Origin of the sequence: Shewanella psychropiezotolerans (genome assembly GCF_007197555.1) — a bacterium.
GTDB classification, from domain to species: Bacteria; Pseudomonadota; Gammaproteobacteria; order Enterobacterales; family Shewanellaceae; genus Shewanella; species Shewanella psychropiezotolerans.
The window spans coordinates 1,054,379-1,073,051 of the sequence record NZ_CP041614.1 but is presented as its reverse complement, the minus strand read 5'-3'; the positions used below and the strand labels follow the sequence as shown (position 1 = coordinate 1,073,051).

Sequence of the window (18,673 nt, the reverse complement as noted above, 5' to 3'; positions counted from 1 at the left end):
CCCGTTGATATCGGTTACAACCCTATTTTAACAGGTGTATTCTTATTAAGTGACACCATAAAAAATAACAAACATTAAATTAACACTTTAATGTAAATGTGCAACAGTCACAGAATATGAACCTCAAGTAACAATCTTTACAATCTTCATAAGCAGATGCTTAACTAAATATAGGTTACTGTTATTTAATATATATTTACCCTTTCACTTTATCGTTCATCATTAAATCCCTTGCGTGATAAAAGTCAGCTGTCCATTTGAACAGTAATTAAAGCCAACAGTTTATTTTACTGTGGGATTTGAAATATCTAGTTAGTAATTTATAAATCATCAAATTCATTTAGATGAAAAACATCGCTAACTTCTGATTTAAAACTTGCGACTTCATTCCAGCAAGAAATATTAATTGTAAGAAAATATGTGCGCTAGTTATAATATTATTAATCAAGGATAAATTATGTCAGTTAACATTCAAACTCAACTTCTTTCTGCTGATGTCGACTATGAGATCAGAAATACTCAGGCAATGCATGAGCTGGTAAAATTAGCGACAGGTAAAGTTGAAGGCACGTCGAGCGATATCTCGTTAGTCCTGGATACTGAAGCAATACTTTCACTCGAGCGCTATAAGGTGCGTGGCGTCACTCTGCCTGAAACAGCTGCAGAGGTGAGATTATTTTTAGGTAATTATGACAGTACGATACCAGGCTTAGCCAATCATGATCTGTTAATCACTTATCTTGCGATTCGAACGAATGCCAAGCAGTGGGATCCGATAAAAGATGAGTTGTTAAAAACAGCGGTAGAGATGGACGGCTTTGCCAATAAGATACTCACTAGTGGCGGCCAGGCATTAAACTTTTTAATGGATATGGTTGGGATTTATTATACTGGCGATATTGAGCTCGATAGCATAACGCCTGAGCAGATGCTTGATGCTGAATTTGTAGAACAATTTATGCTAGATATTAACGGCGATGCAGCTGCTGCAGAGGACAACGCTGGCAAGCTTGCTATCACTGCAGGAATGATTCAATCCCTGTGTAGTCAGGCCGATATTTATTACAAATCTAGCTTGAACCTACGTGATCAAATATTAGGATTTAAGACGGGCATGGAAGCCTGTAACGACGACGTCAAGAAAAAAGAAGCCCTGTGTGATCAATTAGATCTCGATGAGCAATTACAAGGCTTAAAAAAAGAACGCAGAGACTTAGCCGCGCAAATACAAGGCTTGAAAGCCGATTACGACAAGAACGTTGGACTGGCTTTTACCGGTGCCGTTGGTGGTTTTATAGGCATTGCGATTACTGGCGGGATATTTGGTGCGAAAGCTGAAAAAATAAAAAAAGAGATCGCTGTCAATACATCAAAACTGCATGATTTAGATATTGAAATCGAAGGTTTGAGTAAAATGCTCAATGCGGTTACCACAGTCGACGGGCAACTCGAAGGTGTAATGGCTGTTATCACCCAAGCCGAAAAAGGGGCAAATCAGCTCGTCACAGCCTGGTTGACTGTTGTCGACTTATTAGAATCTTCCCACAATGCCTGTGTTGCTATCGAATCTTCACAAAACTTAGTTGATTACTGGGTTGCATTCAATGATGTGGTTACTCCCTGGAATGACGTGCAGAGCAGTGTACTTGTGATCCTCGAGCAAATAAATAATGCCTTAGATCAAACCTTAAGAATGACGCCTCAATATAACTTAGATTATATTCAGGCGACAAAAGATTCGCAAATGATACATCCTAGCATCGATATCAAGCAATTAAATTTATTAGCAGCAAAAATACGTGAGGAAAATAATACCATTGTTAATAACTATTACCCTGATTTTAACTTTTTTTGTAACGCTATTACAGAAAGAGTGCTTGATGCTAAAGCTGATGTAAAGGCCTCCATTATTACTGTTGAAAATAATACCGGAGCGAGTCAAACCAGTAGTATAAATATGATAAACACATTTATTATTAATGACTTATATGCACTATCTCATGAAACAGATCAAACCGTTATCGATAGTCTGAATATGAAAATTGACGGTTTTAGAACTACGGTCATCAAGAAGCTGCATACGATAAATGCTTTACTTCAGTCCCGAGCCGATCTGCATAAAGAATCTATCGGTAACATAAATTATTTTAATTTTAAATCTGATTTGATACATGAAAAAGAAGAGTTAACAGAAAAAATAGCACTTAAAGAGCTACAAATACTACAGATCAAAACTGAAATTAATGATACAGATCAACAGATTAATGATTTGAACAAAGCAAAAAACTTGATGCGTCAATACAGTGTTTTTGATTTTTTCTCTGATACGATCCCTAGCATAGATGATATCGCCGGTGTTGCAGATATACCGACTCCGCAATTACAAGCGATAGCATTAGGCTTAGATATACTATCAGGTCTTGTTGGTGAGATCGGTAGCGGTTTCAGCTACAACAAAATGGTAGATGCGACTATTTATCTCCATAAGGTGCTCGATGAGCTTAATGCAGCAAATAAGGACTTAGAAAGTGAGCAAGATACGTATCTCATCAGCTTAGATACAATCAATATTATGTTTAACATTGAATCTGATAGAAGACCATTTTGTGTCGAGTTACAGAATCTGATGCAGTGTTACCAGAACTTTATTGTAGACATTAATGATGCAGAAACACTGGCTCGTGACTTTAACAAACAGCTTGAGCTGCTTGCTAAAATGTCTAGCTACATGTCCGAGCTTAAAGTTGATATAGATAGTCGCCTCTCGATAACTTCTCAGAAAAGTTTAAGAACAGGCATGTATTTTAATAATATCAAGGGAATTTGTGAGCGTAGTGTCGTTAAATTAGACATAATAAATATTAAATCTGCCAGTGACTTGCTTAAATATGGCTGTCAGCCTAAAGGTCGGGGACTATTGCTAAGCTTGTTGGAATAGATGAAGCTGAGTTACTTAATTGGATCAACCGTGCAGATCTTAGCAGGATTAGGGGCGTAGATGCTGAATACGCAGATTTACTCGAGATCTCAGGCGTCGATACTGTAGTAGAGCTCGCTCAGAGAGATGCTGTTAACTTGCTGAAAAAATTAACTCAGCTGAATCAAGAAAAGTCCTTGATTGAGACTTTGCCTTCGCTATCTTTAGTACAAAAATGGATAGACGAGGCACGCAGCTTACCCAGAGCTATTCATTATTAATCGTTAACTTATAAACAAAAATGTAATTTAGGCATAGCAAGGAAATTTATTTAATTGTCTTACTATGCCTTTATCCCTCCTCTGCCGACTACCTGATCCAAGCCACTAAGCCATGGTTTCATGCGAGTTAACTTATATATGTGAAATTAAAAAATGGTAAAAAGTAAAAATAATGAAATAGTGACCAATGCCGATCTCATCAATATTAAGCTTTATGCGCGTTATGCTGTGTTAGCACCTGATAGTTTGAAGAAAACCCAATTTTTTTTAGGCTATGATAATAGTGATATATCACTATTATCTCCAGAAAGCTTTCACGAACTATTCTTAGAAGTTAATAACAATGGCAGATATTGGAGATCCACTATTGAAGCACAATTTAAATCCTGTCTGCGATCCATGAAAGATCTTTATCAACTTCACTATCCCTCTTTAGAAGAGGCGCTGGAACAACTCGATAAACTGTTAGATGAAGGCAAGATCGTACAAAATCCGCTGGCGGATCTGGATTTATCCGATGAACAACAAACTGTAATAAATGATGTTCATCGAATTCTTTATAATGCTTGGTATGACTTAAGTTATGCTGAAGCAGAGAATCAATCCGCCGCTAATTCATTAAGTGCTTTCAGAAAAAATATTGATCACACAAGAATATTAATAATAAAGAAAATCGAATTCATCCAGTATGTTGATACCTCAAGCCTGAGAGCCTTATTGTATAAATTACAAGATGACTTTAATTTCATGCTGGATTTTTCAATCAGTGCTGAGCAAGCAAGCTGAGTTTGTGGGCGCAATGGCTAAGCCTTTGCGGCGAGCTTGATAATGCACACAGATCCATAGGTAATATAAGCTGTCAGGCCGATATTTATGACCTTTATGTCGACTTACTGGATATTATAAATGTGATGCAATCTGTTAATGTTGAGAACAGCTATATGCTCACTTGCTTTGAACAAGCAGATAATGATTATCGAGTTAATTATCCTTGTGGCTTCGTTCCTCTAGGCCGTTATCTTGATAATTGTAAGGATATAAGTGTCTTTCTCAGGGCCAATGCCGAAATCAAAATGGGTCATGGCAAGCGTTTAGTATTAACTTAACCAAGCATGATCCAGTCAAGACTGAGGTGCTCTACGACAACGGGGCACTCATTATCGACATCAATTTTCCTATTACCCGAGGTTATTGCTACTTCCCCGGTGGGGATTATGAAGGTCATTGCCAGAACATCAGAGTGGAATTAACGGCTAATTGCCTGTCAGACAGCGGGAGCTATATCCCTAGTTCACTCGTATTAACCCATGAACTCTACCTTGAAGTTAATAATATAAACGGATGTTTAGTTATAAATTAAAAAAGATAGGAAAAAAAATAGGACACCCGTATCTTTTATGCTTTAAAACATCCTCTACTAACCTTTAAGCTCTCTTAACTCAGCTTTGTTCAGGATAACGATCATGACCTCAGCTCGACGTACATGCATGTTGAATTCGGGTTTATTTGGGTGTCTCTGTTTCTTCTCTGACTCCACTTGCTCAGAGCTTAGCTGCCTGGACCTCTATCTCCACCTTCCAATCCTCGGAAAAGAGACCAGCCACAAACAGTAACGTCACCGGAAGCACCTGAGAGTGACCGTTAAAGAGCTGCTGCATTGCCGCTCGATACCCACCAAGGTCCTCTCTGTCAGTTAGATAAACTCTAACACTGACAATATCTTCCCGTAACATCTGGTTAGCTTGCAGTAGCCCCTCTATATTTTGCCAGGCATACAGAACCTGCTGCTCTATCCCTTCCCCTAGCTGACCATCAAGATCGATCCCTAGCTGACCTGCGATATGCAGCCAACGACTATTGCCTGGTACATGGGCGCAGTGATGGTATCTTGCTGCGGGTGGCGCAATATTATCGGGGCTCCAAATTTTATTCATTTAAGCTAGTGTCCTTGAGTTAATTCCTGTTGATGCAAGCCAGTTAATCTTAGTAAGCCCTTTAAAAAAACCGGAAGATCATGAACTCAATGTTCAGATATCCTGAACAACCTTCTTCTATTTAAGGGAATAACCATTACAGCAAAAAATATAGCAGCCCAGATGTTCACCAGTACTGGTAAATGTTCATGTTGAATTCGTGATCTATTAGAACTTTAGCGCTGAAGATGTTTGTACCGGTTGATAGATTTCTATTTTAATCGATTGTGGGTTGAGCAGTGCAATTAGGTCATTGAAAGAGGCTTTATCTGCCATCAATTGATTAGAATTGTGCGCATCAGCCGCTGTTTGCCAATAATAAAGCTGCATCCAACTGCCGTCAGGGGCAAGAGTCAATAACTCATGAATAAATCCCGGCAGTACTTTCAAATCCGCAAGCATCATTTGAATCGCCAAGATCATTTGTTGCTCTGTGACTCCAGCTTGAGCGTGCCATGTTACGGTTTCCACCACATAGTCAAATGTTGCCACTTTTTCTTCCTTTAAATGCGAACTAGAAATAACGTTATTTCTGATTCTGATATTGTAAAGTGATTATAAACCTTGCCGATAAGAGAATAATCCCACAAAATACTAATAATTAGTTTCCATAAGAGAACGAATCATGGCTAGATTTAGGCATGCATTGCTATACCAGCAGGTGGTTGAGCTAGGATCGATGGCGGCAGCCGCCCGAGAGCAAGGGATAGCCCCTTCAGTAGTAAGTAAGCACCTGGCAGAACTAGAGGCAAGTTTAGGCGCACAGTTACTTACTCGTACGACACGAAAAATAGCGATGACTGAAGCAGGCGAATACTTTTATCATTCGATATGCGGGATAGGAGCCAACTGGCAGGCTCTTCAGGATGAAACCGCAAGACTTAATAAACGACCAGCCGGGAAGTTGTCGATTGCCGCGCCCAGTTTGGTTCATAGCCGAGTACTGATGACTGTATTGAGTGGTTTTGCAGTTCATTATCCTGATGTTAAGTTAGAACTTCGATGTGTTGACTACGAAGATATCCCGTTTGACCGTGCTGATATTTCAATTGCCCGCAAACGTGAAGGATTTGATTCCGCTACTTACGTAGGTGTTCCTATCTATTCTTATAGTAATAGCTTGTTCGCTTCCTCTGATTACTTGGCCAAACATGGTGAGCCCCAAAATACTCAAGATTTACTTCACCATCAATGCCTAAGCTATGGAGTAGGGAAAAGCCGCAGGTATTGGCATTTTTCTCAGGCAGATTCGATATTGGTTAATGGTCATTTATCGAGTAATGATACAGAGGTATTGATTCGAGCCGCGTTACAGCATCAAGGGATTGTTTATATTCCTCGTTTACTGGTGAGTGATGAGATTGAGCGGGGTTTATTGAAACCAATACTTGTTAATCAATGTCAAAGCGAGCCTTTTGAACTGATGGCTTATTATCGTAAACAAGCTTATTTACCACAAAAAACTCGAGTGTTAATCGACTATTTAATAAAGTAAAACTAGCCCCATCCATGAGAAAACTAAAGCCATTCATTGTTGATCAATTACATACCCAGGCTTTCGTAAGTTATCAATGGGCCTTCCCCCGTAAACCTAATCGAACAAGTTACTGGCATATTCAAAGTCGGCAATGTGCTAAAAATGGGGGAAGTTAATAGGAAAAATGATGGGAACTATCAGCCAGCTTGAAGATACTAGCAACAACTTGAAAAGTGCTGGCTAGTAAGACCCTAGAACAGTAGACACTTCTCCAAGTGTTCACAATCACGAATGAGCTTTTGAAAACTCCCTACAGGACCATGAATTCGGGTATGAACCTTGCGTTATTGCAATTCAGTAAGCTCGATTTCAAGTTCTGAGATATCCTCCTCCTTTTCCTTGATTTTTCTTTGATACTTTTCAATTTTATCTGTTTCATTGTCTGATTCAGCTTCATTGAGGTTTTGCCTATATTCCTCTATGTCCTCCATTTTGTCATCAATTTTATCTAGTAAATCATCACGTAACCCTTGGATAGAACAATTCTCTTTAGCGTATTTTAGAGCCTTATTTAATCCATCAACCTTAAATTCATTGTTCTTAGATTCAGCGATTGATAGCTGATAATTGATTTCACAAAACTTTCTTTCACATGCCTTCAAATCTCTGCAATCTGAAGCAAATACATTACTTGATACACACGCAAGGACAAACAATCCTGATTTGTAGCCTACTTTCACAAAATAATCCTCTGAACGTTATAAATATAAGTCAAATTCGACATTATACATGTTGCAAGGTTAAGGGAGCATGAGGCAAGAGGTGAATTAATATTAACCTCTTGGAATAAGTGAGATGAGAGTAAATTTTGGAATTTACCTTTTCACTATGTCTTTCTAATTTAAATACTTTTGTGGGATGAAATAATAAGTAAGGCTATCTGAAAATGAGAACAAGACAGCCTTATCTTTTTATCAATGATTAATTAGTCTGTTGCTTTAACCACTTAGCCACATCATTACCCAAGGTATTGACCGTGTGCGCCAATACCGAGCATGAGCCTTTAAAGCCACCGAAGAAGCCACCACCCGAATTTCGAGTCTTTTCTGTCGTTGCCAGCATCTCACCATCGACTAAATAAGATGCAGTGATACTGGCTGATTTACGGTGGCCTATGAAAGCATTTCCCGCGCTGTAAACATCATCAATAGATAACTTCAATACTTTGCCGTTAGCGGGTAGCTGATCTACAGCTTTAAGCGAAAGCTTCTGTTTCTTAGCGTACTTTAACACTGAGTTTGAGAATTGATGTCCAAGTTCAGTGCATTCATTTTCGATATTATCCGCGACATGATTGTCTGAACGAAAAGGGATATCCATTAAGATATAAACGGTCTTGTCAGCACTCTGACTCGATAGTTTAGCGACTTGCTTAACCGTTTTTTCCACCTTTTTCGTTTGCACTATTTCCGTTTGTACTATTTCTTTATTCGTTTCTGGTACTGGGCTAGGAGTAGTCTGAGTGGCACCACAGCCACTTAATAGGGCAGCGCTTAGCAAAGGTAAGGCGATTGGTTTCATTTTAAGTCCTTTTATAATGATAATACTTAAGTTATTTGTGCATGACATGTGATAAAAATTAGTCACTTATATTATTTTCAGGTGAAAAGTTGAAGCAGTATACATTGAAGCGAATGTACATTACTTATAACTTACTTTTTGGTCGATAACCGCTATGCCCTGCAATGTTGAGATAACGAAGAAACTTAGGACACTCTAAGTGATTTATGGCGCTACAAGCTGCGGCATGTCGAAGCCCGTCCCGCATTGCCGACATCTCAGCAATCTTCTTATCCAGTATTTCAGCTTTATCTAAGAGGCACCCTCTATCAACGACTAAACCGTCGGCAGTAAACATCGCCCCTATATCATCTAGCGATAGGCCTACGTTGCGTCCCAAAGCGATCAAAGCTAACTTTTCAATCACATCCTTTGCAAAGTACCTTCTCAGCCCTTTGCGACCCACAGAGCGAATTAGCCCTTTCTCCTCATAAAACCTGATAGTAGAAACAGGTAGCTTAGATATTTTTGAAACTTCACCTATGTCCATCAACTCCCCCTTGACCTCAAGTCAGCTTGAGGTTGTACCATTTAAAACCGAACTTCGCTTCATGTTTAGCACAACAAAGGAGATTACCTCATGTGGGATCAACGCTATAGCACCTTAAAATACGCTTATGGAACAACAGAGAATGACTTTTTGAGATCCAACATTCAGAGCATTCCAAAAGGGAAGATACTGAGTTTAGGTGAGGGTGAAGGCCGCAATGCGGTTTATCTTGCGAAAGCGGGATACTCAGTTACTGCTGTTGATTCGTCGATTGTAGGCTTGAACAAAGCTAAAGCATTAGCCAAAATCAATGGCGTATCGATTGAAGTAGTACATGCTGACTTAACAGAATATGATCTAGGTGAAAACCAATGGGATGGTATCATTTCTATCTTTTGTCCTTTGCCATCGACCATTAGAAAATCGCTACATACAAAAATACAGAGTGCACTTAAAGCTGATGGGGCTTTTCTGGTTGAGGCTTACACTCCAGAGCAGGTGCTTCGAAATACAGGAGGCGGTAAATGTGTCGACGTCTTTCAAACAAAGCAAACATTAACAGATGAATTGAACGGCTTAACAATACAGTACCTTGCTGAACTTCAAAGGAAAGTGATTGAAGGTAGTTACCATACAGGCATGAGCTCAGTCGTTCAGGCTATTGCGGTAAAAAATAAATAAGTGCAGCCAAAGTCTGACTAGTCCCCAAAAAAGATATAGAACTCACCTATCCGCCATATCTCTCTAGTCTAAACCTTTTTATGGGGACAGAACGGGTATAGGAAAAGTAACTAAATAGAAATAAGACCATATTTGTAACTTTTTATCAGGCACATAATGAAGAATCAAATAGGAACCTGTTCTTTAATGATATCGACAAAGAAGGATTTTAGCGCTTGTTTACTCTCATCATCTAATGATTGACCATTTTTGTCAGAGACAAGAAATACATTGTCGACTTGCTCACCAACTGTGGTTATTTTTGCAGAGTGAATATTAAGTTCAAACAGCCTGAAACCGTTACAGAAGTGACTCATAAATTGTGGATTATCGAGTGCCGTAACGCTGATAAGCGTTCTATCCTTTTTACGAGAGTGTAAGAACTCGACTTTAGCCTCGCACACGAATGAGCCAATGTTGCTATTAAGACGCTGTTTAGGCACTTTTCTATTTTCAAACAATACTTGTTTGAGTCTTTTCTTGATACGGTCACGTCGCCCAGCGGTTCTTATTGGATGATGGTCATAATCCAATATTTTTAAAGACTCCACCACATAACCATCTTTAGTCTTGGAGATATTCGCTTGCTGAACTGAGATTTGTAGCGAGGCTAAAGTATTAAATAGTGTCACAAACAGGCCCGGCTTATCCTTCATATAAACGAACAGATCACTGCTACCTTTAGTACTGCTTTCATCTAGCAAAATAAGTGCATGTTCTGTGGGATATTGCATCATAGCTTTAGAATAACGAGCGATATCACAGGGCTGAGCGTTGCTGAAAAATGATAGCGGTAAGCGTTTCCAAAGCTGTTTAATCACATCAGGCGTTTCACTCATCCCCATCAGCTCTAGCGCTTCATTTTTGTGTTCACGGACGATAGTTCGCTGTTCTAGCACATTTTCTAAGCCATTACGCAGCGCATAACTAATCGACAAATAGAGATCTCGAAGTAACGTTGCCTTCCAGTTAGTCCACAGGTCATCATTTGTCGCCTTAATGTCGGCAACCGTTAAACAGTACAGAGCATCGAGTCTAGCTTTAGTGCCTATCGCTTTAGCAAGATTCTTAACTTCCGAAGGGTCATATATATCTAACCTTTGGGAGGATAAGGATAACAATAGATGATTTTTAACTAACCAAGTGATCACCTTAGCTTGCGAAGGTTTTAGTTCATGAAATTTGGCAAATTGCAGCGCGTCGACCGCCCCCAATTCACTGTGGTCACCGCCGCGTCCTTTGCCTAAATCATGGAACAAGGCGGCTAACAACAACACCTCTTTATTCTCTATCGCTTTGTAAACGGCACTAGGTTGTGCAAGAGAGGGAGATTCAGGTTTGCCACTGAGTGAATATAAGTTTTTTAGTAACTTATGCGTATGCTCGTCTACGGGGTAAACATGATATAGGTCGAATTGCATCTGACCCACAATTTCGCGCCATTGTGGAAGATAGGAAGCTAAGATCCCATGTTTGTGCATTAATGATAGCGCGAGCCCCATGCCTTGAGGATGACGGAATAGCGAGATAAACTCTTTGCGGCAGCTATGAAAATCTTGCAGATCACCCAGTAATCGTCGCCTAACCTGACGTATTAATCGAATCGTCTGTGGGCTGATACCGTCAATATCGTTCGCGTTTTCTGCTATATGGATAAACAGAGCGATTAGCTGCTTGCGATCGACAAATACATCATCATGGCGAGCATTAATCAGTCGACCATTTATTTCAAAATGCTGATTTAACGGAGTAGATTTCTTGTCTGTTTGCTCCAGAATTTCATCTTTAAAATACTGTAATAGCATTTGATTAAGTTCACTAATTCGCCTCATTGCCCGATATAACTGACGCATCATTTTTTCGATAGCAAGGTGACTATTGTCTCCAAAGCCCATCAGCCTTGCCACATCGCTTTGCAAAGAAATAAGTAATCGATTTTGAGAGCGCTGAGCTGCAGCGTGTAATGCCCAACGTGCACGCCAGATAAAATGTTGTGACTCTAATAATTCTGTATATTCGTCGGCCGTAAAGAAGCCGAACCGTCTTAACGCCGCCATATCCTCAGCAGCAAAATACTTACGGGTTACCCAAATCAGGGTTTGAATATCGCGCATACCGCCGGGGCTATTTTTTAGGTTTGGTTCTAGGCTAAAAGCACTGCCTTGCGCCTTTAGATGGCGTTCGTCTTGCTCACTGACTTTGGCTTTAAAGAAGGCTTCACTGCTCCAGAGATCATCGCCATAAAGTCTGTCTAATACCTGATTTGCGTGGGACTCAGGACCCGTCAGATGGCGAATTTCAAATAGTGAGGTAGCAATGGTGATGTCTTCTTTACACGCTTTATCAATTTCCGTCAGTGCTCGAACACTGTGGCCTAGCTCTAGGCCTAAATCCCATAGCTGGGTAAAAAAAAGGCCAATCTGCGTGGTTTGATGAGGACTAAGCTCTTCGGGAAATAACACACAAATATCAATGTCTGAGTGTAGGTGTAACGTTTGACGGCCATAGCCGCCTATGGCATTGAGAGATAAGTTTTCGGTAGCGAGATCGGCACATTCCCAGAGATGGAGAAGCAAGGCATCAAAAAAGTCAGCGCGCAACTTTACTATCTCGTCGATAGCAACGTGGGTAAAATTTTCATTAAGGCAGTTGTCAGCATCTTGGATTACTTTTTTATAATCAGTAATGCTCATTTTTGAACTGAATTGAGGTGATATATCAGAGTCTGACATGCTTCTCCTGTGCCAGTTTGCAGTGAGTATAATTAGCTTTTTTGACTTTTTTTATACTAATTAAACCGTTCTACAATGGCCTTAAAATGAACAAATAGGGTAGATGATCTAAGTGAAAATTACAAATCGATAACAGCAAAACCAAGGCCACATGGGAATAAGTGGCGGTCAGCGTAAGCTTTTGGAAGCTATGTTCAATGAGAAACAGGACAGCCATATCTTTATTTTAATTCTGTGAACTGTGCACCTAGGTTTCAGCGCACACTTGTACGCATAATAGTCACTAGTCATATGACGTACGTGCGACAACTGGAGTTTGCAATGAAGAATAGTGATGTCCCATGCTCTCGATGTACTGAGTGCAGCCAAAAAATCGACCTTAATTTGGTCACCTGCCCCCAATGTCATGCAGCTCAAGGGTTAGAAGCCCTCGCGGGAATCGATCCGAACATTCGCATTAAAAATCAAAAAGTCGCAATATGGTTTAGCTTTATATTCGGCGGTTTGGGGCTACATAAATTCTATTTAGGCCAATACCTGAAGGGCTGTTTGTACTTAACGTTTAGCTGGACGTTAGTGCCGATGATTGTTGGCTGGGTCGATGCTTTTCGCACCCTGAAAATGAGTCCATTTAATTTTGAGCAACGTTATAGTCGTAGAGTGACTCGCCACTACATTTAGCCAATGATAAGGGGAGCAGCTTGCTTCAAAGTGGGAAAAGAAATATCCACCGTTAGTCCCTTGCCAACACCACTAGCGAGCTTGATATGACCATTAAGCTTTTGAGTGACGATATTGTGAATAATGCTTAATCCTAGTCCACTGCCTCCTTCATCTCTTTTTGTGGTGAAAAATGGCTCCATCACCTTTGGCAGAATATCATCAGCAATACCAATACCATCATCACTATATTGTATGCTGACTTCATTCTCTTGAGCCGATACAACAAGTGTAATCGTGCCATGATTTTGCTCTGCAAAGCCGTGGATAATGGAGTTGGCTATCAAGTTAGTTATCACCTGGGATAGGAAACCCGGATAAATAAAACAAGAGCGATCTTCAATACAGTCTAAATCAACCGTTACTTGTGCTCTTTTAGTTTTAGGCAACATGCTGTGAATCACTTCTTTAAAGTATTCAGATAGCAATACTTCTCGCACTTGTTCACTCATTTGATCGACCGATACTTGTTTAAAACTGCGAATCAGATCTGCAGCTGAAGATAAGTTTCGAGTTAAAATCATCATTGAACTACGACTCGATTCTAAAAATGCCTCAAAGTCCTCCTCATTTAACTCTCCAGAGGCAAACTTCTTGGCTAATATTTCAATTTCATCTTGCAAGAAACTGGCTGCGGTAACGCCAATACCTATGGGAGTATTCACATCATGAGCGATGCTGGCCACCATTCTGCCCAATGAGTTAACTTTTTCTGTTTCAAATAGTTGTTGCTGTTTTTCAAGTGCTTGACGTTCTAATAATGCAGTTTTAAACAGTTGAAATGCCGTGTACATTTGATGTGTTTCTAAGGTGGCAGAATATTGAGGTATTTCGGTCTCATAATTGCCTTTACCAAGAGCAATCATGCCTTGGGAGATATTACTGACTTGTTCGGTTATTTTCCCCGTTAAAAAATAAAAGATGATGATCAGTAATGTACACGCAATGAGCATGCATGAAATTATCCACAAACTTAACGTATTTGCTAAGGCTAGTTGAGACGAAATATCTATACTCATCTCTAATACACCACGCACATCACCTAACTTCCAGTCTGATTTAGGCGTTAATGGATGATTATTATGACAATCAACACAAGTTTGAACTTGCATTTGATCAGAAATCGCGACTCTTAATACCGCATTATCATTTTCTTTATTGACGACACTAATTATTTTTCTCGGATTATCACTGAGCTCCAACCAAGCTTTTTGTTGAAAAGAGTCAAGTGCGATATGTTGACGGTTAGGAAAAGGGTAAGGGCTGTATAAGTTCAATTTACTGCCATTTTTATCAAACAGCTGGCTTAAATCGTGAATCATGGTTGCTGGCAGAGGAATTTTATCAGTCTCACCTGAGTGCTTAATCGCTGGAGTTAATACGCCATACTCTTGCACTTTCTTAACAATGTTTTTGGTGTAATAAGTACGCAATACTTTCAGTTGCTTTAAGGAGTTAAGTGCTGTGTGCAATGCATGTTGCTCAGCATTTCTTTCAACCAGTATTGGAATAGAAAAACTAAGTACTGCTAACATAATCGCCATAATAAGCGACAGTGGGAAGATTATCTGAAACCGTAGATTATTCTGAAAGAATGACATAGCTATCCATGTTTTCTGAGCTTGACCATTACTTAGTCCATCACTGAAATATAGCCATAGATGACTTAGAAAGAAACTTAACAAGTGTTTGGCTGTGACTATGATTGCAACGGTTAGTTAGTAATCATTAAAAATAAGACAGGCGACCCTGACAATTGTCGCTCGCTCTCACCATTCGTATCGCCAAGTGTCCCCAAGATAATGGAGTACAACAGGATACCAATTGTGACTTTTGTTTGCATTCAGCTTGTATGTTACAGGCACTTTAAGGCACTGTAATAGTTAGTAAAATATGTTGAGCAACCTTACTTTGACTGTGATAATGCTATTTTTTCAGGTGTTACAAATGCATTTCAATAATAAAAGGGGACTTCCCGTAACCCTCATTTTTCTTTGCCTCTCCAGTGCTGTCAATGCACAAACTATTCGCCACATTGCAGACCCCCTCAATTTAACCACAAGCTTAGGTGCTGGTTTCGACGCCGATGTACTAAAAGTCGCCGGGCGCTATGGGTGGGAAAATCAAAAAATTGAATTAAACACCAATTTTGGCGGAGATAAATGGAACTTGTCTTATCTCTATTCTCCTCAAAGCTCGTTAAGTAACTGGAATGTGAGCGCTTCAATTAAACATGGGAAAACGGATACGGAAATCGGCCGCTTTAACCATTACCAATATCAAGTTGGCATTATTAGCGAATTTAATGGTTGGATGGATACCGCCATATTTACTGAATTAGGAGCAAATTACCTGAATGTAAAAGATTACTCGAGTAGTGACAGTATTACCGCAAATGCCAGTGCGACGATTCTCAAGCCTTGGAGTGACAGGTGGTACAACACATTAGTTGTGCAGGGCAGCGCGGCAATTGATGGCAGTGAACGTTATGAGACTCATGCCTGGCTATCACTCGGGTATCGTGTCACCGAACGCTGGTCCTGGGAGATCAGATACCGTTATGAGTCTAATCAATACGAGACTTATAATGAAGAGGAGACTAAGTGGGGCTTCACCATGCAGTCTCAATTTTGAATACAATCAATAAAACGCAATACAATATAAGCCATAAATAACGCTGCACTTGCATGTTGAACGCGGCGAGACAACTGGCGCAATTCGATCACTTAGGCCAAAAATAGGGGGAATGAGTGATCGCAACCGCCGGAATATGCAGTTCCCTCAGACTCAGCCCCCTAGGTTCTAAAACTTAATGCTCAATGCTTACATTGAGACGATTAAATGTTCGCTCGCGACTTTATTTTCTTTCTACAAAATGCAATAACTCTTCGCTTGTTAGTTCACCTAACCCTAACGAAGCTAACGTTCTGCCTTCTTTATAAAAGTCTCTCGCTAAAATACCGCCACTCATCTCGATCAAACGATCACACTCAGGCGTATTAATACCTAATTTGTCACCTAATGATGATAATAAAACCAACCCCATAGGAACATCCTCAGTTATGTATCTATTATCGAAACTGTCAGGTCCTGAAGGTGATGATATTTTATAGCTTTCAAAAACTTCTCTAGGGTCTTGATTAACGTCTTGTTCATTTCTGAATAAACACGCTTCTAGATAAGGAATGGGTTCACATCCTAGCGCACTTAACACCGCCATTTTTTCCGCGTCCAATTTTTCTATCATTTGCCATGCCATTTCAGTCGAAAGAGCATCCCTATACATATAAGGCACTTCATCAGGATGATGTTTGGCACAATACTCAAGCATTGGATACATTACATACTGGCCCACGGTGTGAACTATGATATTGGGGTTATGTAGTGCCGATTCGAATATGTGTTTTCGAACGCTGCTCATTTCAATGTTATAGGCAGGGAACAAGCGGGATGCAATGGCCATTCCTTCAGTTGTTCTTGTGGCGGGAAAAAATGACAGCGAATTTCTGACATTTTTAAATAAAACTTTCACAGTGCCAGGTTCAACCACTCTAGCATCATTTGGGGTGGATTCCCCTTCTGAAAATATCGGATTATTATCGCAATATTGATTATAGAAGATACTGCTTGCATACCCAGGTATCAAGATAACCAACTGATTATCCTGAAAATATTTTGCAATTTTTTCAGCCAAAGCCCGATGGTATGTAGTTTGAATGAAAATCATGACTACATCCGCCCCCTCAATCGCTTCTTTAGGGTCTCGGGTAATCAATTCCAATGGTTGAAAGGTTTTTTCGGCATCATCGGCACTATCAGTAAAATGCCCTTTTTTGGTGTTATCGATGCAGTATATTCCCTTATTTCTGACCATAGCTTCAAAGTGGTCATCATGGGTAATACGATTCGAAGTCTTCAATAGTCTTACTTTATGTCCTGCTTCAGCAGCCATAAACGCACAAGCAGAACCAGCATTGCCGGCTCCAATTATGGTGATTATCATTTTTTCTCCATTAAAATATTAAAATATTAAAATTAGTTAGAAAGTTATAAATATCACCTCTTTGTCAGTGTAAAACTGCGGAAATGGAATAACCAAGACACCTATAGTTATTCTTATGCTTTATTAGTGATCGCAGCATAATATTCGGTGATCCGCAGGCACCGTACTCACTGCTAAAGCTGTAGAAAGCTTAAAATCAACTTAACTGATAATTAATAATAGGGAGCATGCGCTTTTGTAGGGTGTTATTATTGATAGACATCAAAATTTTACTTTTTGATGAAGAGCCATCCTGATGTAAGTGTCCACCAAAGCTCTGCTTTCTATGCGATGTTAACCACCAGATAAATTGGGTTTTGTTCTTGTTTCGCCTATTTTTACAACCGATAAGGTAGCGGTCTGTATACAATCTGTCTAGCTGTTTATACTTATATTTATATTTATAGTTAAATTTGTATTGCCATTGATTTTAAATGGCTTAAACTAAAGGGCTGCCTAAAATTAATATTTTATTTGGCATCCGGGTTTAATATCGTGCCTAACTACAACTAATATATAAATACCAACTAGTATTCGGGCTACTTGCTCAGTGGGCACCATGGAAAACGGTTGCGGCAGCTATGACTTATGTAACATATACTTATATTTCACAAAGCATGGTTAACGAAGCTATAATCAAGAAAACCATAGTTATTTTTATGTTTTTTACTCCTAGAAAGCAATAATTTCAAATAGACTAGTCCTGTGGTTATAGTTATGGTGTCGTTATCACAATGCGATTTTCAAAAAAATCGCACGCGTTGAGAGGGATCGCAGCGTAAAGTATTCGGTGAGATGCAGACAGCCTACTTACTGCCAGAGCTGTAGAAAACTCAAAATCAACTTAACTGTTAATCCATAATAGAGAGAGCATATGCTTTTGCATGATTTTATTCTTTCCGTACCTATTTTTACAAGCGATTAAGGAAACGAGCAGTATACTCATTCCTTTCCTTACTGAATTAATACAACAGTTACTTAAGTAAATTATTAACTTCTGACTTAGGTGATAGTTTCTCTCTGAACCCCTGATACATTTATAATTTACAGTGTGATAACTGTTTGATCTATGCATGATGCATTGAGCCTAATTATTTCTGATTGTCAGCCTAACTTTATTATAAAAATAATTGTTTAACTCAGAGGTATCATTCGGATTTTTACTTTTTAGATATGATAATCCAGTCAGCTTAGGTCTATCTTATCCTTTTGGTAAGTCACCTTTCATTTAATGCCAGCTTTATCTCTTTGGTATCAAGCCCAAATATCCTTTTATTACCAATTACAATTACCGGATATCCATTTGCACCTAATTTTTTATACAGTTCAAATGCATATTCATCCTTCTCTGGATTAAGCTCTTTATAGGCAATACCTTCTTCAATGAAAAACTCACGAGTCCTTTCACATACAGGGCACCAATCTGTACCGTACATAATTACTTTCTTATCCGTAGTTTCGAAGTGCTGAGTATAATCACCAACAAGTACAAGCTTAGGCTCAGTAAACTCCTTATATCCAAGCATGACCCCATAACCTGAAGATGTTCCTATCAAGAGTAACAAGGTGTATACAATAACATCCTTAAACACTCGTCCTTTTGTAATTGACATAAACAAAACTCAAAAACTCAATTTCATGACAAACTACATCAATATAAAAACTTAAACAACTATGATAAAACAAAATAATATAACAGCC

At 39.3% G+C, this 18,673-nt stretch carries 17 protein-coding genes; 8 read left to right on the top strand and 9 right to left on the bottom strand.

Translation table 11 applies throughout. The annotated features are described in order from the left end of the window. The first annotated feature begins 457 nt into the window (after positions 1–457). The 4 genes from FM037_RS28755 (at position 458) to FM037_RS04745 (ending at position 4,304) form a co-directional block, all read left to right on the top strand. Positions 458–2,938 (top strand): alpha-xenorhabdolysin family binary toxin subunit A, encoded by a 2,481-nt coding sequence (locus FM037_RS28755; RefSeq protein ID WP_221937468.1) that lies wholly within the window; start codon positions 458–460, stop codon positions 2,936–2,938. After that, positions 2,917–3,198: a DUF4332 domain-containing protein gene (locus tag FM037_RS30305; protein WP_221937521.1), complete on the top strand. Its 282-nt coding sequence runs from the start codon at positions 2,917–2,919 to the stop codon at positions 3,196–3,198. The genes FM037_RS28755 and FM037_RS30305 overlap by 22 nt, the downstream gene beginning before the upstream one ends. Before the next feature lie 153 nt (positions 3,199–3,351). Then, positions 3,352–3,984: a hypothetical protein gene (locus tag FM037_RS04750; protein WP_144045059.1), complete on the top strand. Its 633-nt coding sequence runs from the start codon at positions 3,352–3,354 to the stop codon at positions 3,982–3,984. 2 nt (positions 3,985–3,986) lie between these two features. Beyond that, positions 3,987–4,304: a hypothetical protein gene (locus FM037_RS04745; protein ID WP_144045058.1), complete on the top strand. Its 318-nt coding sequence runs from the start codon at positions 3,987–3,989 to the stop codon at positions 4,302–4,304. Positions 4,305–4,739: 435 nt separating this feature from the next. Here FM037_RS04745 and FM037_RS04740 read toward each other — a convergent pair whose 3' ends face one another. Together FM037_RS04740 and FM037_RS04735 are read right to left on the bottom strand one after the other, a co-directional pair. Continuing rightward, the gene (locus FM037_RS04740; protein WP_144045057.1) at positions 4,740–5,132 is read right to left on the bottom strand and encodes a RidA family protein; all 393 of its coding nucleotides are present in this window, start codon (positions 5,130–5,132) and stop codon (positions 4,740–4,742) included. Between the two features lie 207 nt (positions 5,133–5,339). Beyond that, complete coding sequence (locus tag FM037_RS04735; RefSeq protein WP_144045056.1) at positions 5,340–5,663, bottom strand: hypothetical protein; 324 nt, start codon at positions 5,661–5,663, stop codon at positions 5,340–5,342. A gap of 133 nt (positions 5,664–5,796) precedes the next feature. Here FM037_RS04735 and FM037_RS04730 point away from each other — a divergent pair, with 133 nt between their 5' ends. Beyond that, positions 5,797–6,666 carry a LysR family transcriptional regulator gene (locus tag FM037_RS04730; protein ID WP_144045055.1) on the top strand — a complete coding sequence of 290 codons (870 nt, stop codon included), beginning with the start codon at positions 5,797–5,799 and terminating at the stop codon, positions 6,664–6,666. Positions 6,667–6,992: 326 nt separating this feature from the next. On the opposite strand, the gene FM037_RS04725 is transcribed toward FM037_RS04730, so the two are convergent. The 3 genes from FM037_RS04725 to FM037_RS04715 all read right to left on the bottom strand — a co-directional run bounded on the left by FM037_RS04725 (position 6,993) and on the right by FM037_RS04715 (position 8,758). Next, positions 6,993–7,388, bottom strand: a complete 396-nt coding sequence (locus FM037_RS04725; RefSeq protein ID WP_144045054.1) for a DUF1090 domain-containing protein — start codon at positions 7,386–7,388, stop codon at positions 6,993–6,995. Positions 7,389–7,629: 241 nt separating this feature from the next. Continuing rightward, positions 7,630–8,229: a hypothetical protein gene (locus FM037_RS04720; RefSeq protein WP_144045053.1), complete on the bottom strand. Its 600-nt coding sequence runs from the start codon at positions 8,227–8,229 to the stop codon at positions 7,630–7,632. A gap of 124 nt (positions 8,230–8,353) precedes the next feature. Continuing rightward, complete coding sequence (locus tag FM037_RS04715) at positions 8,354–8,758, bottom strand: helix-turn-helix domain-containing protein (protein WP_144045052.1); 405 nt, start codon at positions 8,756–8,758, stop codon at positions 8,354–8,356. Between the two features lie 90 nt (positions 8,759–8,848). Here FM037_RS04715 and FM037_RS04710 point away from each other — a divergent pair, with 90 nt between their 5' ends. Next, the gene (locus FM037_RS04710) at positions 8,849–9,439 is read left to right on the top strand and encodes a class I SAM-dependent methyltransferase (RefSeq protein ID WP_144045051.1); all 591 of its coding nucleotides are present in this window, start codon (positions 8,849–8,851) and stop codon (positions 9,437–9,439) included. Between the two features lie 164 nt (positions 9,440–9,603). On the opposite strand, the gene glnD is transcribed toward FM037_RS04710, so the two are convergent. Then, positions 9,604–12,210 carry a [protein-PII] uridylyltransferase gene (gene glnD / locus FM037_RS04705; RefSeq protein WP_144045050.1) on the bottom strand — a complete coding sequence of 869 codons (2,607 nt, stop codon included), beginning with the start codon at positions 12,208–12,210 and terminating at the stop codon, positions 9,604–9,606. 321 nt (positions 12,211–12,531) lie between these two features. Here glnD and FM037_RS04700 point away from each other — a divergent pair, with 321 nt between their 5' ends. Then, complete coding sequence (locus FM037_RS04700) at positions 12,532–12,891, top strand: TM2 domain-containing protein (protein ID WP_144045049.1); 360 nt, start codon at positions 12,532–12,534, stop codon at positions 12,889–12,891. On the opposite strand, the gene FM037_RS04695 is transcribed toward FM037_RS04700, so the two are convergent. Beyond that, a complete protein-coding gene (locus FM037_RS04695; protein WP_185976957.1) occupies positions 12,888–14,465 on the bottom strand; it encodes an ATP-binding protein in 1,578 nt (525 codons plus the stop codon). The two genes, FM037_RS04700 and FM037_RS04695, sit on opposite strands and share 4 nt — an antisense overlap. Before the next feature lie 412 nt (positions 14,466–14,877). On the opposite strand from FM037_RS04695, the gene FM037_RS04690 reads away from it, so the two are divergent. Next, positions 14,878–15,564 carry a hypothetical protein gene (locus tag FM037_RS04690; protein ID WP_144045047.1) on the top strand — a complete coding sequence of 229 codons (687 nt, stop codon included), beginning with the start codon at positions 14,878–14,880 and terminating at the stop codon, positions 15,562–15,564. A gap of 223 nt (positions 15,565–15,787) precedes the next feature. Here the strand turns inward: FM037_RS04690 and FM037_RS04685 are convergent, their stop codons facing one another. Further along, positions 15,788–16,933, bottom strand: a complete 1,146-nt coding sequence (locus FM037_RS04685) for an NAD/NADP-dependent octopine/nopaline dehydrogenase family protein (RefSeq protein WP_144045046.1) — start codon at positions 16,931–16,933, stop codon at positions 15,788–15,790. Positions 16,934–18,189: 1,256 nt separating this feature from the next. Beyond that, a complete protein-coding gene (locus tag FM037_RS04680; protein WP_144045045.1) occupies positions 18,190–18,585 on the bottom strand; it encodes a glutaredoxin family protein in 396 nt (131 codons plus the stop codon). Between the last annotated feature and the right edge of the window lie 88 nt (positions 18,586–18,673).